At 62.2% G+C, this 24,361-nt stretch carries 22 protein-coding genes; 15 read left to right on the top strand and 7 right to left on the bottom strand.

What is annotated here, in order from left to right:
• Window positions 1–5 precede the first annotated feature (5 nt).
• From ACA027_RS17380 to ACA027_RS17360, 5 genes are all read left to right on the top strand, one after another.
• Entirely contained in the window at window positions 6–746 is a 741-nt protein-coding gene (locus ACA027_RS17380; protein WP_370679451.1) for a hypothetical protein, read from the top strand.
• A gap of 208 nt (window positions 747–954) precedes the next feature.
• Entirely contained in the window at window positions 955–1,893 is a 939-nt protein-coding gene (locus ACA027_RS17375) for a peptidylprolyl isomerase (RefSeq protein ID WP_370679450.1), read from the top strand.
• Window positions 1,894–1,944: 51 nt separating this feature from the next.
• Window positions 1,945–2,499, top strand: a complete 555-nt coding sequence (locus ACA027_RS17370) for a YbjN domain-containing protein (RefSeq protein ID WP_370679449.1) — start codon at window positions 1,945–1,947, stop codon at window positions 2,497–2,499.
• Between the two features lie 92 nt (window positions 2,500–2,591).
• On the top strand, window positions 2,592–3,083 hold the full coding sequence (locus ACA027_RS17365; RefSeq protein WP_370679448.1) for a YbaB/EbfC family DNA-binding protein: 492 nt from the start codon (window positions 2,592–2,594) through the stop codon (window positions 3,081–3,083).
• A 17-nt stretch (window positions 3,084–3,100) separates the two neighbouring features.
• Window positions 3,101–4,420 carry a trypsin-like peptidase domain-containing protein gene (locus ACA027_RS17360; RefSeq protein WP_370679447.1) on the top strand — a complete coding sequence of 440 codons (1,320 nt, stop codon included), beginning with the start codon at window positions 3,101–3,103 and terminating at the stop codon, window positions 4,418–4,420.
• A gap of 30 nt (window positions 4,421–4,450) precedes the next feature.
• Here the strand turns inward: ACA027_RS17360 and ACA027_RS17355 are convergent, their stop codons facing one another.
• Window positions 4,451–5,380, bottom strand: coding sequence for a LysR substrate-binding domain-containing protein (locus ACA027_RS17355; RefSeq protein WP_370679446.1), 930 nt, complete (start codon window positions 5,378–5,380; stop codon window positions 4,451–4,453).
• Between the two features lie 211 nt (window positions 5,381–5,591).
• Here ACA027_RS17355 and ACA027_RS17350 point away from each other — a divergent pair, with 211 nt between their 5' ends.
• From ACA027_RS17350 to ACA027_RS17305, 10 genes are all read left to right on the top strand, one after another.
• The gene (locus ACA027_RS17350; protein ID WP_370679445.1) at window positions 5,592–6,824 is read left to right on the top strand and encodes a PLP-dependent aminotransferase family protein; all 1,233 of its coding nucleotides are present in this window, start codon (window positions 5,592–5,594) and stop codon (window positions 6,822–6,824) included.
• 50 nt (window positions 6,825–6,874) lie between these two features.
• Window positions 6,875–8,416, top strand: coding sequence for an acetolactate synthase large subunit (locus ACA027_RS17345; RefSeq protein ID WP_370679444.1), 1,542 nt, complete (start codon window positions 6,875–6,877; stop codon window positions 8,414–8,416).
• Window positions 8,417–8,536: 120 nt separating this feature from the next.
• Window positions 8,537–9,976, top strand: coding sequence for an NAD-dependent succinate-semialdehyde dehydrogenase (locus ACA027_RS17340; protein ID WP_370679443.1), 1,440 nt, complete (start codon window positions 8,537–8,539; stop codon window positions 9,974–9,976).
• A gap of 10 nt (window positions 9,977–9,986) precedes the next feature.
• Entirely contained in the window at window positions 9,987–11,216 is a 1,230-nt protein-coding gene (locus ACA027_RS17335; protein WP_370679442.1) for a M20 aminoacylase family protein, read from the top strand.
• A complete protein-coding gene (locus ACA027_RS17330; protein WP_370679441.1) occupies window positions 11,213–12,202 on the top strand; it encodes a Bug family tripartite tricarboxylate transporter substrate binding protein in 990 nt (329 codons plus the stop codon). Before ACA027_RS17335 ends, ACA027_RS17330 begins: the two co-directional genes overlap by 4 nt.
• A gap of 190 nt (window positions 12,203–12,392) precedes the next feature.
• Entirely contained in the window at window positions 12,393–13,355 is a 963-nt protein-coding gene (locus ACA027_RS17325; RefSeq protein ID WP_370679440.1) for a Bug family tripartite tricarboxylate transporter substrate binding protein, read from the top strand.
• Window positions 13,356–13,971: 616 nt separating this feature from the next.
• On the top strand, window positions 13,972–14,784 hold the full coding sequence (locus tag ACA027_RS17320) for a CoA transferase subunit A (RefSeq protein ID WP_370679439.1): 813 nt from the start codon (window positions 13,972–13,974) through the stop codon (window positions 14,782–14,784).
• Window positions 14,781–15,536 carry a CoA-transferase gene (locus ACA027_RS17315; RefSeq protein WP_370679438.1) on the top strand — a complete coding sequence of 252 codons (756 nt, stop codon included), beginning with the start codon at window positions 14,781–14,783 and terminating at the stop codon, window positions 15,534–15,536. Before ACA027_RS17320 ends, ACA027_RS17315 begins: the two co-directional genes overlap by 4 nt.
• Window positions 15,526–16,716 carry a CaiB/BaiF CoA transferase family protein gene (locus ACA027_RS17310; protein ID WP_370679437.1) on the top strand — a complete coding sequence of 397 codons (1,191 nt, stop codon included), beginning with the start codon at window positions 15,526–15,528 and terminating at the stop codon, window positions 16,714–16,716. Before ACA027_RS17315 ends, ACA027_RS17310 begins: the two co-directional genes overlap by 11 nt.
• 68 nt (window positions 16,717–16,784) lie before the next feature.
• Complete coding sequence (locus tag ACA027_RS17305) at window positions 16,785–17,660, top strand: LysR family transcriptional regulator (protein ID WP_370679436.1); 876 nt, start codon at window positions 16,785–16,787, stop codon at window positions 17,658–17,660.
• Between the two features lie 328 nt (window positions 17,661–17,988).
• Here the strand turns inward: ACA027_RS17305 and gorA are convergent, their stop codons facing one another.
• The 6 genes from gorA to acdA all read right to left on the bottom strand — a co-directional run bounded on the left by gorA (window position 17,989) and on the right by acdA (window position 24,208).
• Window positions 17,989–19,350 carry a glutathione-disulfide reductase gene (gene gorA, locus ACA027_RS17300; protein ID WP_370679435.1) on the bottom strand — a complete coding sequence of 454 codons (1,362 nt, stop codon included), beginning with the start codon at window positions 19,348–19,350 and terminating at the stop codon, window positions 17,989–17,991.
• Window positions 19,347–19,988 (bottom strand): glutathione S-transferase family protein, encoded by a 642-nt coding sequence (locus ACA027_RS17295; RefSeq protein ID WP_370679434.1) that lies wholly within the window; start codon window positions 19,986–19,988, stop codon window positions 19,347–19,349. The genes gorA and ACA027_RS17295 overlap by 4 nt, the downstream gene beginning before the upstream one ends.
• 84 nt (window positions 19,989–20,072) lie before the next feature.
• Window positions 20,073–21,050 (bottom strand): Bug family tripartite tricarboxylate transporter substrate binding protein, encoded by a 978-nt coding sequence (locus tag ACA027_RS17290; protein WP_370679433.1) that lies wholly within the window; start codon window positions 21,048–21,050, stop codon window positions 20,073–20,075.
• A 292-nt stretch (window positions 21,051–21,342) separates the two neighbouring features.
• The gene (locus ACA027_RS17285; protein ID WP_370679432.1) at window positions 21,343–22,242 is read right to left on the bottom strand and encodes a LysR family transcriptional regulator; all 900 of its coding nucleotides are present in this window, start codon (window positions 22,240–22,242) and stop codon (window positions 21,343–21,345) included.
• A 151-nt stretch (window positions 22,243–22,393) separates the two neighbouring features.
• A complete protein-coding gene (locus ACA027_RS17280; protein WP_370679431.1) occupies window positions 22,394–22,975 on the bottom strand; it encodes a cysteine dioxygenase in 582 nt (193 codons plus the stop codon).
• 36 nt (window positions 22,976–23,011) lie between these two features.
• Window positions 23,012–24,208 (bottom strand): 3-sulfinopropanoyl-CoA desulfinase, encoded by a 1,197-nt coding sequence (gene acdA, locus ACA027_RS17275; protein WP_370679430.1) that lies wholly within the window; start codon window positions 24,206–24,208, stop codon window positions 23,012–23,014.
• Between the last annotated feature and the right edge of the window lie 153 nt (window positions 24,209–24,361).

Below are 24,361 nucleotides of genomic sequence, written 5' to 3'. Positions count from 1 at the left end.
AACACATGAAGCTGTTTAAAGCCCAGGGGGGGAAAGCCCATGTCTGCATGGCCTTGGTGGCACTGGCCTGTGCGACGTGGCTGACCACGGCACATGCCCAGGAGCAAAGCATGGAAGAGCGCCTGCGTGCCCAGCTGCGTTCGGTGACCAGCCAGCTGCAACAGGCCAACAACGAGCTGGCCCTGCTCAAGTCCGGTGCTGCGGCAGGTGGAGCCGGTGTGGCGGGGACGGCCAAGGCCGCGCCATCGCCCGACGTCGAGGCCTTGAAGGCCGAGTTGGCACAAAGCCGCCAGCAACTGAGCCGTGAGCGTGATGCGCGCGGCCGTCACGATAGCGACGTGCAGCAGGCCAGGGAGGCCACAGCCAAGGCCAATGCCCAGGTACAGCAGTTCCGCTTGGCCTACGACGAGCTGCTGAAAATGGCACGTACCGCAGAGGCGGAGCGCCAGCGCCTAGCCAGCGATGCCAAGCTGCAGCAGACCGCCATCGCCCAGTGCGAAGCCAAGAACCAGCAGCTGTACGCCTTGGGCCATGAGGTGCTCCAGGCCTATGAAAAGATGGACCTGAATACGCTGCTGGCGGCGCGCCAGCCCTTTGCGGCACAAAGCCGGGTGAAGTACGAGCAAATTGCCCAGCAGTATGGCGACCGCCTGTACCAGGGCAAGTTTGATGCCCAGGCCGTGACCCTGCAGCAAGCGCAGGAGACGGGCGACACATTGCATATCGGACCGGAAGCCAAGCCCTGAGATCGCTATGCGTGCATCTGGCGTCCCCATGTTCGCTCCCCTGTTGCTGCTTTTGCCGCTGGAATCGCTAGGCCTTTGGGCCTGGGGTCACAGGGATGACATGCAGCTATGCGCTCAATACGGCGAGGAGCGCGATGCGGCAAGGCGCCGGTATCTGCAGCGCAGCGGCTATGGGGCCGTATCCGGTGCCCCAACAAAGAGGAAATCCATGAAAGTTTTGAGTCACAACCGTATGCGCAGTGCCCTGAGCCTGGCGCTGGCAGCACTGATGGGCAGCGCGGCCGTGCAAGCTGCCTCGCCCTCCGCACAGGCGTCGGCGGGCGCGGTTGCCAAATTGGGTGCGATCAGCATCGCACCTGCCGAAGTCGAGCGACTGCTGCAGAGCATGCCCGAGGCCGAGCGCACCCAGGTCAACGGCAACCGCGTAGGCCTTGAGAACTGGCTGCACCAGCGCCTGGCCAGTGAAGCGCTGCTGCGCGAATCCCAGCAAAAGAAATGGGCGGATCGTCCTGAAGTCAAGGCGCGCATCGATGCTGCCATCAAGGACATCACGGCCCGCATTGTCAGCAGCAGCTATCTGGAGTCGGTGACGCAACTGCCTGCGGGCTTTCCCAGCGATGCCGACGTGAGCACTGCCTATGAACGTGCCAAGCCCAATCTGAACATGGCGGCCACTTACCGTGTGGCGCAAATCTATCTGCCGACCGCTCCTGGTGCGGATGCGGCGGCGATTGCAGCCGTGCGCGCTGACGCTGTCAAGCTGGCCGGACAGGCCCGCCAGGGCGACTTCGCAGCCCTGGCCAAGGCCCGATCGCAAGACGCCCGCAGCGCCGCGCAAGGTGGTGAGGTGGGCAATCTGCCGCTGGAGCAGATGCTGCCGGAAATCCGCAGCACCGTCGCGGCCTTGCAGCCCAACCAGGTGAGTGAGCCGGTGCAATCGACATCAGGCTTTCACGTGATCAAGTTGCTGGCCAGCCAGCCCGCGCGGGTGGCTACGCTGGACGAGGTCAAACCCCGTCTGCAGGCGGCCCTGCGCGAGCAGAAGCAGCAGGAACTGGTCAATGCCTATCTGGCCAAGCTGGCGCCGGCCACCAGCGTCAGCATCGACAGCGCGGCATTGGACGCGCTGCTGAAAAAAGTCAACTGAGCGCAAGGCGCGTCTTTACTCCCTTCCCATTTTTTGATCCAGAGCCTGAATATGAGCAACAAGCAATCCGCAAAAAACGCCGCCGAATCCATGCCCGCCGCTACCCCTGGCGAGCTGCTTTTCTCCATGAATGCCGAGCAGGTGGCCGAAGCCATCAAGGCTTCGGGCTGCGCCGTCACCGCCGTAGAGCACGATGGTGTGGTGCGTCTGCACAGTGCCAGCCAGGGCATTGGCTTTCAGGTGCTGTGGGGCAATGCCCTGCGCGCCGGTGAATATGTGGACCTGACCCTGAGCTGCCCGTTGCGGGTGGAAGGCGGCACGCTGCCCGAGGGTGTGGTGAGCGACTGGCATCGCAGCAAACGCTTTGCGCGTGTGGCCCAGCATGGCGACTTTGTGGTGCTGGAGATGGATGTGCTGGTCGCCGGTGGCGTCACCCCCGGGCATCTGGATGTGATGCTGCAGCTGTGGAGCCAGATGATGGGCCAGTTCTTCCAGCACCTGCGTAACTTCAAACCAGCTTCTGCTGCCGCTGCGCAGGACAGCGCTTTGGAGCAGCCTCAGGCCACGGCAGCTGCCGTAGAGCCCGCTGAAGCGGTGGCCGCCTGAGGGGGATGGACAGGGCTTCGGCCCTGTTTTTTGGGAGCGCTGCTGCGCCATTGCCAGGGCGGCGCAGCAGCATGATTTTGGGGGATTTCGCCGTGTCAAAAAAACGCTCGACCACCAAGGCGGGTCTGTGGTCGCTGATGCGCCATGTGCTGGGTGGCATGGGGCTGGGCCTGAGCTTGTCCACCACGCCTGCGCTGGCGCAAACACCGGCGCAGGCGGCAACCGCCATTCCAGCGCACTGGATGGCCTATGCCCAACAGGTCAGCGAGCAGTTTCAAGATAGGTTGGCCGACTCCGGCAATCAGGCCGTATTGCGGCTGCATGCCTGGATGCAGGAACGCATGCAGGCTGTGCCGACAGGTGCCAGGACCGCTGCGACGCAGGCGACGCCCTTGGTGCTGCGCCTGTGGGTGGGGCCCGCAGGCCAGGTGGAGCGTCTGGAGTTTGACTCATTGGGCAAGGCGGAAGCCGATGCAGATTTGCGACAGCTGCTCAGCACCGAGCCTTTGCGTGAAGCCCCGCCGGCCGATTTGCGCCAGCCCATGGCGATGGAGTTGGCATTGCATCTATTGGACAAGGGCTGATGGGCAGGCCCAGTCCATTGCCACTGCATCGATGGCTGGCGGTTCTGTGCATGGCCGTGGCCTTGGCCGGCGGCATGGGATGCGCCCCGATTCAGTCGTGGAATGCGTCGGATTTTTCGGTATTGGCTCGCACCTGGGGGCCATCCGTGGTCAATATTTCGGTGGCTCCCACCGATATGCCGGCAAGGTCGGCGGTTGCGGGGTCGTCGCGGGTGGAGGAGGGCAGTCTGGGCTCGGGCTTCATCGTCTCGGATGACGGATACATCCTCACCAACGCGCATGTGGTGGCCAGCGGCAGCCATATCCAGGTGCGGCTGACCGATAGGCGCGAGTTCAAGGCCCGGCTCGTAGGCTCCGATACGGTATCGGATATTGCCCTGCTCAAGATCGAGGCCCAGGGGCTGCCTGCCGTGCGCATCGGTGATCCGGACGCCACGGCCGTGGGGGACTGGGCACTGGCCATTGGCTCGCCCTTTGGTTTCAGCAACTCGGTGACTGCAGGCATTGTGAGCGCTCGCAACCGGGTGCTTCCTGGGGCCGACTACATGCCGTTTCTGCAGACCGATGTGGCGGTGAACCCCGGAAATTCCGGGGGGCCGCTGTTCAATTTGCGGGGAGAGGTGATTGGCATCAATGCCCGCCTCTACAGCCGCAGCGGCGGCTACCAGGGGCTGTCGTTTGCCATTCCCATTGATGTGGCCATGCGCATCAAACACCAGTTGCAAGAGCGCGGCGTGGTGACGCGTGGACGCATAGGCATTGCTGTGCAGGAAGTCGGCCAGGCCCTGGCCACGTCGTTTCGTTTGCCGTCACCCCAGGGGGCTCTGGTGAGTTATGTGCAGCCGCGTGGTGCGGCCGATCGTGCAGGCATGCGTCCGGGCGATGTGATCGTGGCGGTGGCGGGAGAGCGCATCGCCCACTCCGCCCAGGCGCTGGAGCGCATTGCCGATCTGCCACCGGACGAGCCGGCCGTGCTGTCGTTGTGGCGCGATGCGGTGCCGCTGTCCTTGACGGTGCTGGTGGAGCGGTTGGAGGGCATGCCCATGGCCCAGGCTGCACCCGAACCCGCAGCACCGCTGGGTCTGAGGGTGCGGGTGCTGACGGGCAAAGAACGCCAGTTGCTGCGCATCGAAGGTGGTTTGCTAGTCCAGCAGATCAATGTGACCGCCGCCCGTGCCGGCGTGATGGTGGGCGATTTGATCCTGGCACTCAACGGTCAGCCGGTGGCCACGCTGGAAGCCATGGCGGAGCTGGTGCGGCAGGCCGATGGCGCTGTCGCGCTGCTGGTGCAGCGCGGTGGGGCGCGTTTGTTTGTACCCATCGAAATTCCGCGATAGCGCAAGTCTCGCGCGGCGTTCTTGCTTTGTTCAAGCCGCTGTGTGCGAGTGCGGTAGAAGCGTTTGTGCAAATGTTTTGGCCTCTTCGAGAATCCAGAGGCGGAACGCTTCCAGCGGGGCGCTGTGGCGCATATTGTTGGGGTAGACGAGGTAGTAGGAATCCTCTGCCGGGATGGACAGGGGATGCGCGCGCACCACGCCGTTGTCCCAGGCCGTCTTTGGCACGAAGAACTCGGGCACCAGTGCAATGCCGAGTCCCGACTCTGCCGCCCGGATCATCATGGAGTGCTGCTCGAAGCCGACGCTGCGTTCGGGCGCTGTGCCTGGTGGCAGCTTGGCGGCATCAAACCACTTTCGCCATGACTCCTGGCGGGTGGTCGAGAACAGCAAGGGAAATTTGAGCAGGTCGGCGGCCTCTTTGATGCTGTCGCCGATGAGATCCTTGCGTGCGATCACGACCATTTCCTCGCCAAACAGCAGCTCGGAGGTCGCCCAGGGCCAGATTGGCTTGCCGTGGTGGATGGCCGCCTCGAAATGCTCCTCGTTGAAGGAAAACGGGTTGGAACGAACGCCCATGTTCACGCGGATATGGGGGTGTTTTGCATAGAAGCTGGGCAGTCGCGGGATCAGCCACTCCAGCGAGAAGGTGGGAAGCACGGCCAGCTCCAGGCTTCCTTCTCCGCTTCCATGCGCCGAGATGGAGCGCGTGTCACGCTCGATGGCGCGCAGGGACGCTCTGATCTGTTCGCCATAGAGGCGGCCGGCCTTGGTCAGCACCACCCGCTGCTTGACACGCACGAACAGGCGGATGTTGAGATTGGATTCGAGGCCGTTGATCTGGCGCGAGATGGCGCTCTCGGTCAGAAAGAGTTCTCGCGCAGCGAGCGTGAAGCTTTCATGTCTTGCCGCCGCCTCGAATGCGATCAATGCGGCCATGGGAGGAATGCGGTTGCGCAGCATGTTGATTCATAAAAGTCATCACATCGTAATTTTAAATTGCTTTACGCATTTGCTGTGCTAGGGGAAGAATGCCCTAAAACCAGAGATAAATACCAAGCCATTGCATTTGAAGTGAATGGCAAGGAATGAGTTTTTGGAAAGACCTACGTATTAAGCACAACGGGTTTTCCCGATGTCGAGAGCAAACCACCTTACGCACAGCGCAGTTGTCATGTATCGATTTTCTTCCGTCTACCTCAATCCCAAAGGCTCTCCCATACGTGCGCTTTACAAGCACCTCAGTGAGCCCGGGATGATTTCCTTTGCGGGTGGCTATCCGGATCCACAGCTGTTCGATGTGGAGGGGCTGGGCGCTGCTTCCGAGCGCGCTTTTGCCAACAGCAAGGCTTGCCTGGAGTACGGTGCCACGGAGGGAACGCCGCGGTTGAAGGAAGCGATCGTGCAGTTGATGCATGAGAGAGATGTGCACACCACCCCCGAGAACATCATCGTGACGACGGGGTCCCAGCAGGCCTTCGATCTGGTCTTGCGCGTTCTGGTGGAAAAGGGCGACAGCGTGTTCGTCGAGCAACCCACCTACTCCACCAACATCCAGGCCGTGCAGGCGCACCAGGCTCAGGTGAGTGCGGTACCGGTGACTGCCGAGGGCATGGATGTACAAGCCCTGGAGCGCATGCTCGCCAGTGCGAGCGCGCAGGGGGAAATCCCCAAGCTGCTCTACACCATCCCGAACTTCAGCAACCCATCGGGCGCAACGCTGACCGTGGAGCGACGTATCCGCTTGCTGCAGTTGGCGGTGCAATACCAGTTCGTTTTGGTGGAGGACGACCCCTACGGCGGTCTGCGTTTTTCGGGCGATGCCGTGCCTTCGTTGATGGCGCTGGCAAGCCAGGTCCCGGGTGCGCAGGATTGGGTGGTGCACATGTCCAGCCTCTCAAAGATTGTTGCCCCAGGATTGCGTGTGGGCTGGGCGGTTGCGCCGGTGGAAATCCTGAAGCGCTGCTCCGTTGCCAAGCAAAGCGCGGATGTGGGCAGCTCGCCCTGGGTGCAGGGCATTGCTGCAGAGTATCTGGCCAGCGGGCGTCTGAACACCCATCTCGGCCATATCTGCGCTGCCTACGGCGCCAAATGCCGCGCGCTGGCCCACGGCCTGCGCCAGGAGCTGGGCGATGCCATCAGCTTTCATGAGCCCTCGGGCGGGATGTTTGTGTGGGCGCGCCTGACGGGAGACATCAGCGCGGCCGAGTTGCTGACGCATGCCATTGCCCGCGGTGTGATGTTTGTGCCTGGGGAAGGATTCCAGGCCGATGGTGTCGACCGCTTCACGCTGCGCCTGTCCTTTGCCACGCCCTCGCTGGAAGAGGTGGCGCAAGGCTGCAGGCGACTGGGGGAGGCGCTGACCGCTGCGCGGGCCGCGAGAAGCCCGCAGGCGCTTGTTGCCTGACTGCCAGAATGGGCCCCAAACACAACAAATAGATTCAAGGAGACAGAGATATGAACGGAGCCAAGAGCCTGGTGCAGACATTGTTGGCAGCAGGCATCGATACCTGCTTTGCCAATCCCGGAACCAGTGAAATGCATTTTGTGGCCGCACTCGATCAGGTGCCAGGCATGAAGTGCGTGCTGGGTTTGCAGGAGAACGTGGTCACCGGCATGGCCGACGGTTATTACCGCCTGGCAGGCAAGCCCGCCTGCACCTTGCTGCACTGTGCGCCCGGTTTGGCCAACGGCATGGGTAATCTGCACAACGCGCGCCGCGCGCGCAGCGGCATCGTGAACATCGTGGGCGATCAAGCGGTGTACCACCGTCCTTTCGATGCACCTTTGACGGGGGACACCGCAGGCATGGCGCAGACGGTCTCCGCCTGGGTGCACACCAGTACCAGCACGCCAGACCTGGGCCGCGATGCGGTGGAGGCGGTGCGTGCCGCCAGCACCTACCCCGGACAGATCGCCACCTTGATCCTGCCGGCCGATGTGTCGTGGCAGGAGGGCGGAGTGGTGGGCCAGCCCCTGCAAGCACCGCAGCCACCGGCCATTGATGGCGGGGCGGTGGAGCGTGCCGCACGCACGCTGCGTGACAACTCCGATGTGCTGATTTTGCTGGCAGGCCCGGCCGTGCTGGCCCAGGGGCAGGCGCTGGCCTGGCGGGTCGCGCAGGCCACCGGTGCCAGCGTGATGGCCAGCTATGTCACCTCCCATGTGGCACGCGGGCGCGGCAACATGCAATTGGAGCGGGTGCCTTACAACATGGAGGCTGCCATCAAGGCCTTGGAGCGCTTTCGCCAGATCATCCTGGTGAACGCCACGCCTCCCGTGGGTTTCTTTGGCTACCCCGGCATGCCCTCTATCCAGCACCGTAGCGATGCGGTTTTCCATACGCTTTCCCGCCCCGACCAGGACCCGGTCGAAGCGCTGCAGGCATTGGTCAAGGCGCTGGGCGCGCCCGAGGTGCGCATGCCCGATCCGGGGCCACGTCCCGAGGTCGTGCGTGGCGCCCCCACACCCGAAGGACTGGCGCAGACGCTGGCGGCATTGATGCCCGAAAACGCCATCATTTCCGATGAAAGCATCTCCTATGGGCGGGGCTTTTACAAGTTCACGCATGCCGCGCCGGCGCATGACTGGCTGCACCTGGCCGGGGGCGCCATCGGGGATGGCATGCCCGTGGCCACAGGCGCTGCACTGGGGGCGAAAAAGCAGCGCCGCGTGATCAATCTGCAGGCCGATGGATCGGCCATGTATTCGCTGCAGTCGCTTTGGACGCAGGCGCGCGAGCAACTGCCGGTGACGACCATCATCCTCAACAACAGCAAATACAACATCCTCATTGGCGAGTACGCCAACGTCGGCGCCACGCCGGGTGAAACGGCAATGAGCATGCTGGATCTGGGTAATCCCGCGCTGGATTGGGTGCGCATGGCCAACGGAATGGGTGTGGACGCCGCCCGGGCGACCACGCTGGAAGCCTGTGCCGAGCTGATGACGCGCAGCTTCGACAAGCAAGCGCCGTTTCTCATCGAATTGATGATCTGAGCGCGTGGCGGGGCGGCCCGCTACCAGCTTTCAGCCAGCAGTGCCAGACAAAAGTCCGCACTCCCGTTTCCGTCATACAGCCTCCCGGCGCATCCGCGCGCCGGGGGCAATGGTCTCCCCATGACTTATCCCGATACGCAACTTTTTATTGATGGCCGCTGGCGGCCTGCATCCGGCGGCGCGACGCTGCCGGTTTTGAATCCGGCAACCGGCGCGGAGATAGGCCGTGTCGCTTGCGCCAGCCGTGATGATCTCGATGCCGCACTGGCCGCGGCGCAGCGCGGTTTCGCGGTGTGGCGCGACATGCTGCCCGTAGCGCGCGGCAAGATCATGCGCCAGGCAGCGGCGTTGCTGCGTGAACGTGCGGCCGACATTGCCCATGTTTTGACGCAGGAGCAGGGCAAGCCGCTGGCAGAGGCCAAGGCAGAGACCTTGGCGGCGGCCGACAGCATCGAGTGGTTTGCGGACGAAGGCCTTCGCGTCTACGGGCGCCTTGTTCCATCACGGCGCGACCAGGCCATACGGCAAACCGTGGTGCGCGATCCGCTGGGGCCGGTGGCCGCTTTCACGCCCTGGAACTTTCCCATCAACCAGCTGGTGCTCAAGCTGGGCCCGGCACTGGCTGCGGGTTGTTCGGTGATCGCCAAGGCCGCAGAAGAAACGCCGGCCGCACCTGCGGCCTTGGTGGCTGCGTTGGCCGATGCGGGATTGCCTGCAGGTGTGCTGGGGCTGGTGTATGGCAACCCCGGCGAGATATCGAACTACCTCATTGCCCACCCCGTGGTGCGCAAGGTCACGTTCACCGGATCTACCGCAGTGGGCAAGCAGCTGGCGGCGCTGGCAGGCGCGCATATGAAGCGCGTGACCATGGAGCTGGGCGGCCATGCTCCGGTGATTGTTTGCGAGGATGCCGATCTGGACCTGGCGGTGCAGTCGGCGGGCTTTGCCAAATTCCGCAACGCGGGGCAGGTCTGCATTTCCCCCACACGTTTTCTGGTACACGAGAGCGTGGTCCAGCCATTTTCCGATGCACTGGCGCGCTACGCGGCCGGCGTGAAGGTGGGCAATGGGCTGGAGGCGCACACGGAGATGGGGCCGCTGGCCAACCCCAGGCGGCTGACGGCGATGGCCGAGCTGGTGGACGACGCCCTGCAGCAAGGTGCGCAACTGCTGGCGGGTGGCAAGCGCATGGGCGATAGCGGGAATTTCTGGGCGCCCACGGTGCTGGCAGAGGTTCCGCTGACCGCCAGAGTCTTCAATGAAGAACCCTTTGGACCGATTGCTTCCATTCGGTCCTTTACCGATCTGCAGGAGGCCATCACTGAAGCGAACCGCCTGCCATTCGGTCTGGCCGGCTACGGCTTCACCGAGTCGCTCAAGCATGCGGATCTGCTGTCGCGCAAGGTGGAGGTGGGAATGATGTGGCTGAACATGCCGGCCTCTACCAGCCCGGAGCTGCCATTTGGTGGCCTCAAGGACTCCGGTTATGGCTCGGAGGGCGGCCCCGAAGCCCTGGACGCCTATCTGAGCGTCCGCTCCGTCGTCGTTCGCAACCATTGAAGAGGCTTTCATGCTGAACACCTTGTCTCACTCTCCTCAGCCTGAAAGTCCCGACATCGCTCCCTATCTGGGAAAGCTGGTCGCGTTTCGCCGCGATCTGCATGCGCATCCCGAGCTGAAGTTTGAGGAGCACCGCACGGCCGACAGGATTGCGGCCTATCTGGGGGCGCTGGGCCTGCCGGTGCACCGAGGGCTGGCACAGACCGGCATCGTGGCCACCATCCAGGGGCGCAAACCCGCTGCTGGCGCCGCTGTGCGCTCCATCGGCATTCGGGCCGACATGGATGCCTTGCCGGTGCAGGAGCTGAACAGCTTTGCGCACAAGAGCACGCACGAAGGCCGCATGCATGCCTGCGGCCATGATGGCCACACGGCCATGCTGCTGGGGGCGGCCACCTTGCTGGCCAAACAAGCGGATTTTGAAGGCACGGTGCACCTGATTTTTCAGCCTGGAGAAGAGGGCGGCGCAGGTGCGCGGGTCATGATGGAAGAGGGACTTTTCACCCGGTTCCCCTGCGATGCGGTCTTTGCCCTGCACAACTGGCCCTCGTTGCCCTCAGGGGCCATGGGGGTGCGGGTGGGAGCCATCATGGCCTCGGCCAACCGCTTCGAGATTCGTGTGCAAGGGCGTGGCGGGCATGCGGCCATGCCGCACACCACCATAGACCCCATCCCTGTGGCGTGCGCCATCGTCGGCCAGTTGCAGACCCTGGTCTCGCGGGCCACGGATCCGCTCGACAGCGTGGCGCTCACGGTCGGAAAGATAGCGTCCGGCACGGTGGAGAACATCATTCCGGACGATGCCGCCATCTATGGAACCTGCCGCACATTGTCTCCCCAGACGCTGCAGCGCATGCTGGACGGGGTTGAGCGCATCGCAACGCATGTGGCCGCCGCGCATGGCGCCACGGCCACGGTGCTGTGGAAGCCGGGCTACCCCAGCACCTGCAACACCCGGGATGAAGCACGCTTCATGGGCGAGGTGATGCGCGAGCTGGTGGGGGATGCCCATGCGCACACCGATGTGCAGCCCGCCATGACGGCCGAGGACTTCGGTTTCATACTCGAACAGGTGCCGGGCGCCTACGGCTTCATAGGCAATGGCGCCAATGGCCAGCCGGGCGTCAACCTGCACAGCCCGAGCTACGACTTCAACGACGACAACATTGCATTGGGCGCCCGTTTCTGGGACCGCCTGGTGCGCCGCTGGTTTGCCACCACCCACAAGGAGACACAATGAAAAATCACTTCAACCCACAGCGTCGCCAGGCATTGAGCCTGCTGGCATCGGCTGCAGTCTGGGGCGTTGCCGGAAAAGCGCTTGCGGCAAGCAACTGGCCGCAAAAGCCTTTGCGCCTCATCGTTCCCTATTCGGCCGGCGGTGTCTCCGATATCGTTGCGCGGCTGGTGGCGCAGCGGCTGTCCACGGCGCTGGGGCAATCCATTGTGGTGGACAACCGCCCCGGCGCTGCAGGCACCATGGGCATGAATGCCATGGTCAAAGAGGGCGGGGACGGCCACACCTTTGCCTTCACGCCCATCAGCCCGATCACGCTGAGCCCGCATCTGATGAAGGTTGGCTTCGATCCCATGAAGGACATCGTCCCCGTGGCACCGGTCATGTACTCGCCGGTCTATGTCTGCGCCACGGAAGCCTTCAAGGGCAAAACGCTGGCGGATGCTTTTGCACAAGCCAAGTCCGGCAGTGTGACCATGGCCTGCCTGGGCTTTGGTTCGGTCGGTCACATCATCATCGAGCAGCTGCGCCGCCAGACGGGCAGCAATCTGGTTCCCATCCCCTACAAAGGCGATTCGCAGCTGCTCCCGGATGCGGTGGGCGCGCAGTTCGACATTCTGTTGATCAACCCCTCGGAGCCGGTGAACGCCTTGGTTCAACGCGGCAAGCTGCGCATCATTGCCGTGGGCTCCCCGGAGCGCCTGCCAGCCGTCCCCGATGTGCCAACCCTGGCCGAGCTGGGTCATCCCGATGCCAATATGACTTCGCTGTTCGGCTTTGTGGCCCCGACTGGCATGGCCCCCGAGGTCGTGCAGCGCCTGAACACCGAAATCAACCGCTCGCTGCAGCAGCCGGAGTTGCGTGACCGGGTGCAGAAGTTGGACAACATTGCGCTTTCCCAAACCCCCTCGCAGTTCGCGGCGGCCGTGCAATCGGCCTATGAGAAGAACGGAAAGATCATCAAGCAGGCCAATATCAAGGCGGAGTGATGGGCCGCAAGGCCATCGAGACCTCAACGCAGGCACTGATTTGAAAGCGCCAGGCTTTGAAAAATGGGGATGAACCAGAAAGAACTGTCAAAGCAGTAAAGAAGACGAATTTTTCACATTCGATGGTTACGTGAATTTCAACGCACAAAAAAGCCCGCGCCAAAAGAGCACGGGCACAAGGAGGCAGACAATGAAAAATCGCAGACACTACATCGCACTCTCACTTACCGCACTTTTGATGGCGGTGCCCATGGCATCCAAGGCGCAGAGCACGCCTTTGCGCATCATCGTTCCTTACGCCCCCGGGGGCAGTGCCGATGTCATTGCACGCATGCTCACCGATGGCATCAAGGAACACACGGGGCGCATGGCCATCGTCGAAAACAAGCCGGGTGCCGGAGGCCGGATTGCGCTGTCGGCGCTGAAAAGCACCCAGGGAGACGGTGCCGCCGTGGTGTTCGCCTTCAATGGCGTGCTGGTGAACTCCATCGTTTTTCAAAACGCCAAGGACTTCAAGTTCAAAGAGGACTTCGTGGGGCTGGCGCAGGTTGGAACCATGCCGGCAGCCCTGGCCGTGCCCTCTATGCACAAGGCCAGCAACGCCAAGGAGTTCATCGCCCTGCGCAAGCAGGAAGGTGATTTCATCTACGGCAATATGGGACCGGGTTCCTTGACCCATCTGGCCGGTTTGCGATTCGCTCTCGCGACCCAGCTCAAACCCAATCCCATCGGCTATCAGGGCGGTGCCCCGATGGCGAATGACTTGATGGGCGGCCAGGTGGATGCGGGGATAGACACCGCAAGCGACTTTGTGGAGCGCCACAAAGGCAAGAAGCTGAAAGTGCTCGGTGTCTTCGGCAGCAAGCGATTCCCGCTGCTGCCCGATGTGCCCACCATGGCAGAGCAGGGCATTCCCAATGTGGAGTCCGAGCTGTGGCTGGGGTTCCTGGGCTCCAGCAAGGCCAGTGCGGCCTTCAATACGCGCTTTCAGGACGCGGTTCAAAAGACGCTGGCCAACCCTGTGGTCAGAGAAAAAATCTCCAAAATCATGGAGGTGGAATACAAGGGCGCGGCCGACTTCGCCCAGGTCATGGCTTCCGACTTTGCAACCTGGACACCGTTGATTGTCGACTCCGGTCTGGTGCAGAACTGAGTCTGCACATGCCTGAATGGGGGATGGTGGCCTGACCCAGGGCCACCGCCTTACCTGCAGAACGACTAACACCACCCTCGATACGTCGTTGTTTCGCCTTGCCGTACCTCTGTGCGGTCTGCGGCTCCACGCCTCGTCTCGACCGCAAACCTGCGGTTTGCCGGGTGGTCTTCGCTGCACTTGCTGATGCCGAATCGCTGGGTCTTTTTAGCGAGGGAAAACCGTCTGCAGCAGGTATTTCTCATCCACAGGCATGCCAGCTGGTTTGCTGCTCCTGACGGCCTTGTGCTTGTGCCTTGTGGATTTCAATTCAAAGGGCGGACCGCCGGATGGGGCCCTGGGTACTGCGTGCAAATTCATGCCCAGTTGAGCTTTTTTTCAATACGGGATTGCTAACGTGGGCACTCGAAGTGCTTGCAGCCAGGGCAATGGGGCATGGGGGCGCATCTGGCAAGGGGAAGAGACGAGCCGCAGGCCTTTGGCATCGTAAGAATCGTTTTTTCCGATGCTGAGCAGCTTAATTTTTAGTTTTGCTCAAAAAACTTCGATATCTATGATGGGCAATGTCTCGGAAGAAGACAGGAAAAGCATTTAAAGAGAATGAAAAGGAGACAACATGCCACAGACAATGGCAGCGATGAGCGTGGATGACATCGCCGCGCAAATCAGCGATGGCTGCCGGCTTGCCATGCCGGTGGATTACGCAGGTGTGCCCATGGCCATCGTTCCTGCGTTGCTGCGCCGCGCGCCGCGCAATCTGGATCTGGTGGGTGTGCCCACTGCCGGTCTGTCGTTCGACATTCTGATCGGCGCTGGGCTGGTTCGCAGCCTGGAAACCAGTGCCGTGAGCCTGGGAGAGGCGGGCGGTGCACCGTGCTTTATGCGGGCCATTGCCAACCGCTCGATTCAGATGAAGGACAGCACCTGCCCGGCCATTCATGCCGGGCTGATGGCGGCCCAGAAGGGCTCGCCATTCACCACGCTGCGCGGCCTGATCGGCACGGATGTGTTGATGCACCGCTCGGACTGGCGCGTCATGCAAAACCTGTTTTCGGTGGAGCCGGATCCGGTGGTGGCGATTCCTGCGCTGCACCCCGATGTCTCGGTGTTTCACGCGCCCATGGCAGACCGGGAGGGCAATGTCTGGATTGGCCGCCGGCGCGAACTTGCGGCCATGGCCTATGCCAGCCGCAAGAACTTCGTGACGGTGGAACGCATCGTGGACCACCGCCTGCTGGACGATGAGGTCACGGCAGCCGGTGTGCTGCCCGCCATCTATGTCGACGGCATTGCCGTAGCCGAAAAAGGCGCCTGGCCCTATGGCCTCTGGGGCGAGTACGCACCCGATACCGCAGCGCTGCAGCGCTACGCGCAACAGGCCAAGACCGAAGAAGGGTTTCAGCAATGGATGGCGGAGGTGTACGCATGAGCGAAGTGACTTTGCGTGAGCGGCTGATCGTCACGATCGCCTCGCTCCTGGATGGGGCGCGCCATGTGGCTGTCGGCGCGTCTTCACCGATTCCTGCTGCCGCTGCCATGCTGCTGCGCGCGCAGAAGGAGGCGCTCAAAGAGCCTCCTGTGCGCTTGTCTATTCTGGGCTCGGTCAAGCACAACCTGTTCACCAATGGCTCGGCAGAGCTGTTCGATTGCGCAGGCCAGGGGCGTATCGATGCCTTTTTCCTGGGTGGCGGGCAGATCGATGGCCAGGGCAATATCAACCTGGTGGGCGTGGGCGAGTACCCCAATACCCGTGTGCGCTGGCCGGGCTCGTTTGGCTCTGCCTACCTCTACTTCACCGTGCCCAAGGTGATCCTGTTTCGTGAGGAGCATTCGCCGCGGGTGTTTGTGGACAAGGTCGACTTCATCAGCGCGCCTGGAACGAGCGACCCCAGCGTCTACCGCAAAGGTGGTCCGTACGCCTTGCTCACCGGCCTGGCGCTGTTCATGTTCGATCCACAGCTGGCGCGTTTCCGTCTGCTGCATATGCATCCAGGCCACACGCTGGACGAGATCAAGGCCGCAACGGGCTTTGCATTCGACGTGGATCCGCAGTTGAGCGTGACGCCGTCTCCCGATGCGGCCACGCTGGCGCTGCTCAGAGGCCGGGTGCTCGATGAGCTTCGAGAAACCTATCCCGATTTTGCGAAACAGTTGACCCAGGAGATGGCCCATGCAAACTAAACCAATGAGTACCGGTGCGCTGGCAGGCGTGCGTGTGATTGATGCCAGCCGGGTGCTGGGTGGCCCTTTCTGTGGACAGATTCTGGGAGACCACGGCGCCGATGTGATCAAGGTCGAGCCTCCCATGGGAGACGAGACGCGCGCCTGGGGCCCTCCCTTTGTGGGCGATGCGGCGAGCTATTTCATTGGCGTGAATCGCAACAAGCGGGATGTACCCATCGATATGACCCAGCCGCTTGGCCAGGAGCTGCTGCTGCGACTGCTGGAAGATGCGGATGTGTTCATCGAGAACTTCAAGATCGGTACGCTGGAGAAATGGGGACTGGGTGGCGATGCGCTGCGCAAGCGCTTTCCGCGCCTGGTGCATTGCCGCATCTCCGGCTTCGGTGCCGATGGCCCTTACGGCGGCCAGCCCGGCTACGACGCCGCAGTGCAGGCCATGACGGGGCTGATGAGCGTGAACGGCGAGCCCCAGGGCGAGCCCCTGCGCATGGGCGTTCCCATCATCGACATGGTCACCGGCATGAATGGCGTGATCGGCATTTTGCTGGCGCTGCAGGAACGCAACCGCAGCGGCGAAGGGCAGTTCGTCGAAGCCACGCTCTACGACTCCGGCGTGTCCATGCTGCATCCGCATTTGCCCAACTTCTATCTCAATGGCAAGGTGCCGCAGCGCTCGGGCAATCGCCACCCCAATATCTGCCCTTATGACGCCTTCGAGACCCGCACCGTGCCGCTGTTTCTGGCCGTGGGCAACAACCGCCAGTTTGTGACGCTGTGCAAGGTGCTGGGCAAACCGGGGCTGAGTGTGGATGAGCGCTTTGTGACGAATGCATCGCGCAACCTCCATCGCGATGCATTGCGCGAGGAGCTGGTGGGGCTGCTGTCGCAACGCGATGGCCTGCAAGTCTCGCAGGAGCTGGTGGCGGCGGGTGTGCCCTGCGGGCCGGTGCGCACCATCGACCAGGTGGTGGACGATCCGCACACCCACCACCGGGGAATGATCGTCGATATCGACGACTACCGTGGCACGGGTGCGCCGGTGAAGCTGTCGCGCACGCCGGCAAGCTATCGCAGCCGTCCCCCGGCATTCGCCCAGCACACGGACGAGGTGTTGAAGGAGCAGGGCATAGACCCGGCCGCCTACGAAAGCGTGTTGCCGCGCAAGCCCGTCGTATAGTTCGCTGCTCGGCGTGAATCCCCGGGCATGATCGTGCCCGGGGACGGCAGAAATTCGGGAGCTATGCCATGTTGATCAGATCGCTGCACTCGTTTCTTGCGCTGCATCGCTATGGAACCATCGTCGCAGCCGCCGAGAAAGTCCACCTTTCTCAGGCCGCCGTCAGCGTTCAGCTCAAGAACATGGAAGACGAGCTGGGCGTGGCCTTGTTCGTGCGCACCAAGCGCTCGCTGGAGTTCACCTCTGCGGGCCGGCAGATGGTTCCGCTGGCCGAGAAGATGGTGTCGATCTACGAGGAGATGAAGGCGCTCGAGGGCGGCGGCCCCATCGGTGGTTTTCTGTCGCTGGGGGTGATCAACAGCGCCCTGGGCGGCGTGCTGCCGCAGCTGCTCAAGGAAATGACGCAGAAGAACCCCGGCCTGGAGGTGAAGATTGTTGCCGGCATCTCCGGAGAGCTGCTGACACAGGTGAACCGCGGCACGCTCGATATGGCGATCGTGACCGAGCCGCCGCAGCGCTTTCCCACCAACCTGAATGTGCACTATCTCTACAGCGAGCCTTTTGCATTGCTCGCGCCGGCAGAGGTGCCCTATCAGGATCTCGCGCAGGCCTTCAAGTCCGCCACACCCTATATCGCATTCGAGCGCAGCACCTGGGCGGGGCAGCTCATCGATGAGTTTCTGATGAAGTGTGGCGTGATGACCAAGCCGTCGATGGAACTCAATTCGCTGGATGCGATTGCGGCCCTGGTCAGCCAGGGGCTGGGCATTTCCATCGTGCCGCTGATTCGCGGTGCGGCCTGGCATGCCAGTCCCAATCTGCATGTGGTGCGCCTGCCCAATTTCGAACGGCCTGTATCGCTCATCACGCGCGCATCCAATGCGCACGATGCGCTCACGGCGCTGCTGCTTTCATCGTTCAGCACGGTGGACTGGGACTCTTAAGAGCGTGTTCACGATCTCCTCGCGACGCGCCAGTGTCTTTGCGGGATGGGATACAAGGCGCGATACCGCAGCAATAGCCGTGCTATTGCGAGGATTCGCAACACAGTAGACCGCCCGCAAAGCCACTGGCCCGGAGGGTTGGAGCGAAATCGGGCGATTTCTTCGCGCTGTGGCTTGCTTGCACACGGGTGCAAGCTGCGCCCCATCGCTTCGAACTCATCCCGATTGCGTTCCAACGCGCCTGCGTAGAGATTGTGAACACGCTCTAAGCCGGCGGGCGACGCTGACGCAGAGGTCGTCCACGTCAGCGTCACCCGCATGCCTGGATTCATCCGTGCCTGCGCGCGGGGTCTCGCATCAGCACAAACTCTTCGGCGGAAGTCGGGTGCATGGCCATGGTGTTGTCGAAGTCGCGCTTGGTGGCTCCTGCACTGATGGCAATGGCCAGGCCCTGAATGATTTCGGGGGCATCGGCGCCCAGCATATGGATGCCGACCACGCGATCGGAAGCCCGGTCCACGATGAGCTTCATATAGGTGCGTTCCTGGCTGCCCACAAAAGCCTTCTTCATGGGGCGGAACTGGCTGGTGTAGACATCGCAAGGCCCTTTCTCCATGGCCTGGGCCTCGGTCAGGCCAATGGTGGCAATCGGAGGGGAGCAGAACACGGCACTGGCCACATTGGCATGGCTGGCCTGCACAGCGCGCCCACCAAACTCCGTATCTGCAAACGCACGGCCTTCCGCAATGGCCACCGGCGTGAGGTTGACGCGGTTGGTGACGTCACCAATGGCCCAGACGCCAGGTGCCGTGGTGCGGCTGTCCGCATCCACGGGAATGGCGCCTGCCGCATCGGTGTGAATGCCCACGCTCTCCAGCCCCAGATTGCGCACATTGGGCCGCCGGCCTGTGGCATTGAGCACGGCATCGGCCCGCAGAGAATCTCCGTTGGCGAGCTGCAGCGCAAAGCCTGCTTCGGTTTTCAGCAGTGCCTGTGCCTGCATGCCTGGGTGCAGTTGCACGCCGCTGCTCTCCAGCGCGTGCACCGCCTGCTGCCGCAGGTCTTCATCGAAGCCGCGCAGCGGCAGATCGGCACGGTAGGCCATGGACACCTGTACGCCCAGCTTGGCAAGAATGGAGGCGAACTCGACGGCAATGTATCCGGCGCCAATCACCAGCAGCGACTGGGGAAGCGCGTCGAGCTGCAGGATGTCGTCGGAGGTCCAGGCCTGCTCGATGCCGGGGATGCCATCCGTGGACGGCGCACCGCCGGTGGCGATCAGAATGCGCTCGGCCCGGTAGTGCTGGCCATTGGCCTCGACCAGTTGTTTGCCGACGATGCGTGCATGTCCATGCAGCGTTTGCACACCGGAGTTGGCCAGCATCTGGTCATAGACGGCCCCCAGCCTGTCCAGCTCCTTGTCCTTGGCCTGTGTCCAGCGTGCGACGTCGAACTCCGTGGACACCGCGTTCCAGCCAAAGGCCGCGGCCTCGGAGAAAACGCTGCGCATTTCCGAGGCATACATCATGAGTTTTTTGGGAATGCAGCCACGTAGCACACAGGTGCCGCCCACGCGCGTGCCCTCGATCAGCAATACCTTGGCGCCATGGCTGGCAGCGCGGCGCGAGGCGGCAATGCCGCCCGAACCTGCGCCGATGACGATGAGATCGAATGTATTGGAAATGGTCATGTCCTGGTCGTGGGGGTGAGAGAGGGAAGCGCCAGTGCACGCTGCACGGCAGGGCGTGCCTGAATCTTCTGGTACCAAGCGTGCAGCTGCGGAAAGTCGGGCCATGCAATGCCCAGCCTTTCCGACAATCGTAGCCAAGGAAAAATGGCCATATCCGCGATGGAGTACTGATCGCCCGCAAAGTAGGCATTGTTTTGCAGCTGCTGCTCCATCACCGCATGGATGCGGCGCACCTCGCCACCAAAGCGCTCCAGGGCGTAGGCGTCATCGGGGTTGGCGCGCCCTCTGAAGTGGTTGAACTGGCCCATCATGGGGCCGACAGCGCTCATCTGGAACATCAGCCACTGCATGGCCGCGCAGCGTTCCACGGGCTGCTGCGAGAGAAAGCGTTGGTATTTTTCCGCCAGGTAAATGAGTATGGCGCCCGACTCAAACACCGTGAGGGGCTGACCATGGCCGGCATCACTGTCGATGAGCACCGGAATCTTGCCATTGACGCTGTGCGGCGCAATCAGCGCAGCAAAGCCTGGCTTGTCGTTGAGGTCGGCGGGGTGGATGCGATAAACCGCATCGCATTCCTCCAGCATGATGTGCACCTTGTGCCCGTTGGGTGTGCCCCAGGTCAATAAATCCAGCATCTGAGAGAAAGAGGGAGAGAGGTTGCAGGCAAGCCATGGGAAAGGGTGCCGAGGCACCCTTGTTCTTAGATCGTGAACACGTTCTTAGTTGCCGAATTCCAGTTTGGCGGCCTTCACGGTGGTGATGTAGGACTGCAGATCGCTGTGCACGCGCGCGGTCATTTGCTCCGGTGTGGAGGTCATGACTTCGATGTCGAAGCTCTCGATCTTTGCCTTGACCTCGGGCATGGCGAGAATCTTGTTCAGCGCCGCATTGGTCTTCTTGACGATGTCGGCAGGTGTTCCCGCGGGGAAGACAAACCCATACCAGACCCCCACTTCAAAGTCGCCGGGCACGCCCGCTTCGCTCATATTGGGCACATTGGGGAAAGAGGCCGAGCGCTTGCGGCCAGTCACCATCAAGGGACGCAGCTTGCCGGAAGTCACAAACGGCTTGGTCGCCGTGGTGGTGTCGATGATGTATTCCACCTCCTTGGCCAGGATGGCGTTGAGCGCTGGCGAGCTGCCCTTGTAGGGGACATGCACACCATCGAGCTTGGTGGCGTTCTTGATCATCTCGGCCGCGAAGTAGGTGCCGAAGCAGCAGGAGGCGTAGCTGAACTTGCTGTTCTTGGCGTGCGATGCGGCTTCCAGCTCCTTGAAGTTCGTGATCTTGGAGTCCGAACTCACGGCCAGCAGATAAGGCGACTGCCCTATGGTGCCGATGAAGGCAAAGTCCGCAATAGGGTCGACGGGGAAGTCCTTCTTCACCACCTTGTTGAGCGCAAAGCTGCTGGTGGTCAAGCCGATCATGTAGCCGTCTTTTTCCGAGCGGGCGACGGACTGCAGCGCAATCACCATGTCTCCACCTGGCTTGTTCTGCACGATGACGGGGGTTTCCCATTGCTCGGTGAGCTTCTGGCCGACGATGCGCGCCAGGATGTCCGATGCGCCACCTGGCGCAAACGGGACAATCAAATTGATCGCCTTGCCTTTTTTGGGATAGTCCTGTGCAACAGCGTTTCCACCCATTGCAAGCATGCTGGCTGCCACGGCCACAGCCGAGAGAAATATACGTTTCACCAATGTCTCCTTTGATTCTGATAGCTCTTGAATCCGGTGCTGCGCGTTCTCCTGGGTGAGCAGGGCGCGAAGTCATCCGAGTACAAAATGTATTGAATGAATGAGAGGGGATGGCTAGCTTTTTTAGAGGCTGAAACTGGATATTTTTAAAGCATGGAGTGCGGTGCAGTGCGGGTGTGCCAAGGGGGTGCTTGGCGCAAGCAGGGCGCAACAGTTCGTCTCGCGAATGCGAGGCAAAAAAGGTCTGAAAAAGCCTCGAAAGGCGCTGCGGATTTTTAGATCCGGCCGTGTTTCAGCGGCTTCTCGCGGCCTCGCTCCAGAAGGCGCGGGCCACCGGCGAGAGCCGGTTGGCGTTCTGGCATGCCAGGGCAATGTAGCGCTGGGTCGTGGGTGTGAGCGGCCTGTAGACAATGCCGGGAATCGCATCCGGGAGGGCCAGCCTGGCCAGGATGGAGACGCCATGGCCATCGGCCACGTACTGCAGGATCGATGTGATCTGGTGGAGCTCGTGGGCAATGCGCGGCTTGAGATCATGCTTGAGCAGCAAGCGATAGATCAGCGGCTTGGAGCCCGCACGGGTGAGTAAAAACGGGTACTCCATCAACTCCGTCAGTTGCACAACGCTTTGCTGTGCCAGCGGATGGCCCTCGGGCAGCACGGCCACGAGCTCGTCCATGGCCAGGGTCTGTGTTTCCAGCTCGAGCTTGGGCAGCGGAACCACGGCCAGTTCGATGCGGTGCTCCATCAGGTCCAGGCTGACCTGGTCCTCGGGTTTTTCGATGATGTGCACATCAACGCCGGGATGTTTGGCGCGAAAGGTCTTGAGCAGAGGGGGGAGGGCCTTCAAGGTTCCGCTGGCGCCGAATGAGCCGATGTAGAGCTGGCCGGTCTTGAGGTCTGCATCCGAGCGGGCGATGGACTTCATCAGCTGCATGGAGGCGAACACCTCCTTGGCCAGGGGAAGAATGCGCTCGCCCGCATAGGTCAGCGGGGCGCCGGGGGCACTGCGGTCAATGAGAGGGGCCCCGAGCGAGGATTCCAAGGCGCGCAGCGCATGGCTGGTGGCGGAGGGCGACAGGCCCAGCTTGGCACCGGCGCTGGAGATGCCGTCAGCCTGCACCAGCGCCAGCAGGAGCTCCAGTTGCTTGAGCGTCGGAAAATCGTGCTTGCCCCCCAGATTCACAGCGTCCATCCCTTTTGCTTTCACCGACCTTGTGCCACGGTGCATCGTCTTTTTCCCACCGAACCCATGGAGTCATGGGCTGGAGGAATGGTACAAGATCCCGCGGCCTACCAGCGTGCGCCCAGGGAGACGAGGCAGCGCTTTGCGGCAACGCTGCCGGTCAGGCGGCCTTCAGCTCTGCTTCGTTGGAATAGCCGGAGATAAAGGGCTTGCGCTCACCGGTTTCCGCCACGAACACATGGCGCGAGATGCGGCCGATGTTGCCCCCGTAGACATGGATGCTGATGGAGACGCGGTCGTCGTAGAGGTTGGAGACGCGGTGGATGTCGCCAATGGTGGGCGAGACACAGTCCACATCGCCGGGGTTGAGCTGCTCCGAGCCCAGTGAGCGCATACTCTTTCCATCCTCTGCGGATTCGAACAGCTCACCGACTTCGCAGCCACGCATCATGCCGATCAAGGCCCATACCGTGTGGTTGTGGATGGGGGTCTTCTGGCCCGGGCCCCAGACAAAGCTCACGACGGAGAAGCGCTCCTGCGGGTCGGCGTACAGCAGGTATTGCTGGTAGTACTGCGGGTCGGGCTTGGCGTAGCGCTCTGGAAGCCAGTCGTCTTTTTCAATCAGCTGTTTGAGCACCGCGCCACCTTGTTGGAGGATGGAGGGCTCATCGCCCTGGTGCTGGTCGATCACCTGGGTGAAGTCGGTGACGAATCGCTGGAATTTTTCTGGCATGGCCATCATGGCTTGTCTCCTTTTTTGTTGTCGGTGGTGCGATTTTCAGGTCTTGCTCTGTGCTGCATAGCCATCGCGAGTCTGCGGCAGTTTCATATTGAGCAGCTTGGACGCCACCTGTGTGCGCAGGATTTGCGCCGTACCGCCAGCGATGGTGAACATGCGCGCATCGCGCACATGGCGCTCCATGGGATTGTGGCGGCCGTAGCCCGATGAGCCATAGAACTGCAAGGCATCGTTGGTGACTTTGTTGGCGGTTTCGGCGGCCATGATCTTGGCGCGCGCCGCCTTGTCGAGGTCGGGGAAATGCTCTCCGCTGGCCGCGGCATGGCGCAGCATCAGGCGGGCCGCTTCCAATTGGGTGGACATGTCGGCCAGCATCCACTGCAGGCCCTGGAACTCGGCGATGGGGCGGCCGAACTGCTGGCGCGTCTTCAGATAGGCCATGCCCTCCTCAAACGCACCTTGTGCAATGCCCAGGGCCACCGTGCCGGCACCGACGCGCTGGGCATTGTAGGCATTCATGAGCGAGGCAAAACCACGCTGGAGACCGCCCGGTGGCACCACCAGCATGGACTTGTGCACGCGCAGGTTGCGGAACTCCAGATGCGTCTCGGGAATGCCGCGCACCCCCATGGCATACAGACGACGGCCAACAACGAGCTGATCGGCCGGCGTGCGGTCGCGCACGCAGATGAAGGCCCCCACGCCCTGGTCCACGCCGTCGTCGAACACGCGCGCGAAGATCAGGTGCAGATTGGAGACGCCTCCCCCCGTGATCCAGTATTTCTCACCGTTGAGGATGTACTCGTCGCCCTTGCGATCGGCACGCGTGGTCATCTCGCTGGCGGCGCTGCCGGCATTGGGTTCGGAAATGCAGATCGCAGGTTTGTCGCCGCCCAGCACCAGTTCTGCGGCGATCTTCAGTTGCTCGGGCGTGCCGTAGGTGGCGATGGCACCGATGGCGCCCATATTGGCTTCCACGGTGATGCGGCCCATGGTGGCGCAGGCCTTGGCCATTTCCTCGACCACGATGACGGCATCCAGATAGCTCAAACCCTGGCCGCCCGCGCGCTTGGGCAGCGTCATGCCCATAAAACCTGCATCACGCAGTTTGGCGATGTTGTCCCAGGGGTATTGCTCGGTGAGGTCGGTGTCGGCAGCCGTGGGGGCGAATGCCGTTTGCGCGAGTTCGCGTGCACGTGCTTGCAGATCGAATTGTTCTTTGGTGAGTTCGTACATACATGGTCTCCGGAAGGGGGGGATGGAATTCGGGGGCGGCTTAGAACGTGTTCAAAGTCTCCTCGCGGCGCGCCAGTGTCTTTGCGGGATGGAATACAAGGCGCGATACCGCAGCAATAGCCGCGCTATTGCGAGGATTCGCAACACAGTAGA

It is taken from the genome of Comamonas sp. GB3 AK4-5 (assembly GCF_041320665.1).
Taxonomy (GTDB): domain Bacteria; phylum Pseudomonadota; class Gammaproteobacteria; order Burkholderiales; family Burkholderiaceae_C; genus Comamonas.
This window is presented reverse-complemented; position numbering and strand designations above follow the sequence as displayed.

Coding starts and splice junctions, on each gene's coding strand:
- ACA027_RS17380 (WP_370679451.1), top strand. CDS start 6: ATGAAGCTGTTTAAAGCCCAGGGGGGGAAAGCCCATGTCTGCATGGCC.
- ACA027_RS17375 (WP_370679450.1), top strand. CDS start 955: ATGAAAGTTTTGAGTCACAACCGTATGCGCAGTGCCCTGAGCCTGGCG.
- ACA027_RS17370 (WP_370679449.1), top strand. CDS start 1,945: ATGAGCAACAAGCAATCCGCAAAAAACGCCGCCGAATCCATGCCCGCC.
- ACA027_RS17355 (WP_370679446.1), bottom strand. CDS start 5,380: ATGCTGCGCAACCGCATTCCTCCCATGGCCGCATTGATCGCATTCGAG.
- ACA027_RS17350 (WP_370679445.1), top strand. CDS start 5,592: ATGTATCGATTTTCTTCCGTCTACCTCAATCCCAAAGGCTCTCCCATA.
- ACA027_RS17345 (WP_370679444.1), top strand. CDS start 6,875: ATGAACGGAGCCAAGAGCCTGGTGCAGACATTGTTGGCAGCAGGCATC.
- ACA027_RS17340 (WP_370679443.1), top strand. CDS start 8,537: ATGACTTATCCCGATACGCAACTTTTTATTGATGGCCGCTGGCGGCCT.
- ACA027_RS17335 (WP_370679442.1), top strand. CDS start 9,987: ATGCTGAACACCTTGTCTCACTCTCCTCAGCCTGAAAGTCCCGACATC.
- ACA027_RS17330 (WP_370679441.1), top strand. CDS start 11,213: ATGAAAAATCACTTCAACCCACAGCGTCGCCAGGCATTGAGCCTGCTG.
- ACA027_RS17325 (WP_370679440.1), top strand. CDS start 12,393: ATGAAAAATCGCAGACACTACATCGCACTCTCACTTACCGCACTTTTG.
- ACA027_RS17320 (WP_370679439.1), top strand. CDS start 13,972: ATGCCACAGACAATGGCAGCGATGAGCGTGGATGACATCGCCGCGCAA.
- ACA027_RS17315 (WP_370679438.1), top strand. CDS start 14,781: ATGAGCGAAGTGACTTTGCGTGAGCGGCTGATCGTCACGATCGCCTCG.
- ACA027_RS17310 (WP_370679437.1), top strand. CDS start 15,526: ATGCAAACTAAACCAATGAGTACCGGTGCGCTGGCAGGCGTGCGTGTG.
- ACA027_RS17305 (WP_370679436.1), top strand. CDS start 16,785: ATGTTGATCAGATCGCTGCACTCGTTTCTTGCGCTGCATCGCTATGGA.
- gorA (WP_370679435.1), bottom strand. CDS start 19,350: ATGACCATTTCCAATACATTCGATCTCATCGTCATCGGCGCAGGTTCG.
- ACA027_RS17295 (WP_370679434.1), bottom strand. CDS start 19,988: ATGCTGGATTTATTGACCTGGGGCACACCCAACGGGCACAAGGTGCAC.
- ACA027_RS17285 (WP_370679432.1), bottom strand. CDS start 22,242: ATGGACGCTGTGAATCTGGGGGGCAAGCACGATTTTCCGACGCTCAAG.
- ACA027_RS17280 (WP_370679431.1), bottom strand. CDS start 22,975: ATGATGGCCATGCCAGAAAAATTCCAGCGATTCGTCACCGACTTCACC.
- acdA (WP_370679430.1), bottom strand. CDS start 24,208: ATGTACGAACTCACCAAAGAACAATTCGATCTGCAAGCACGTGCACGC.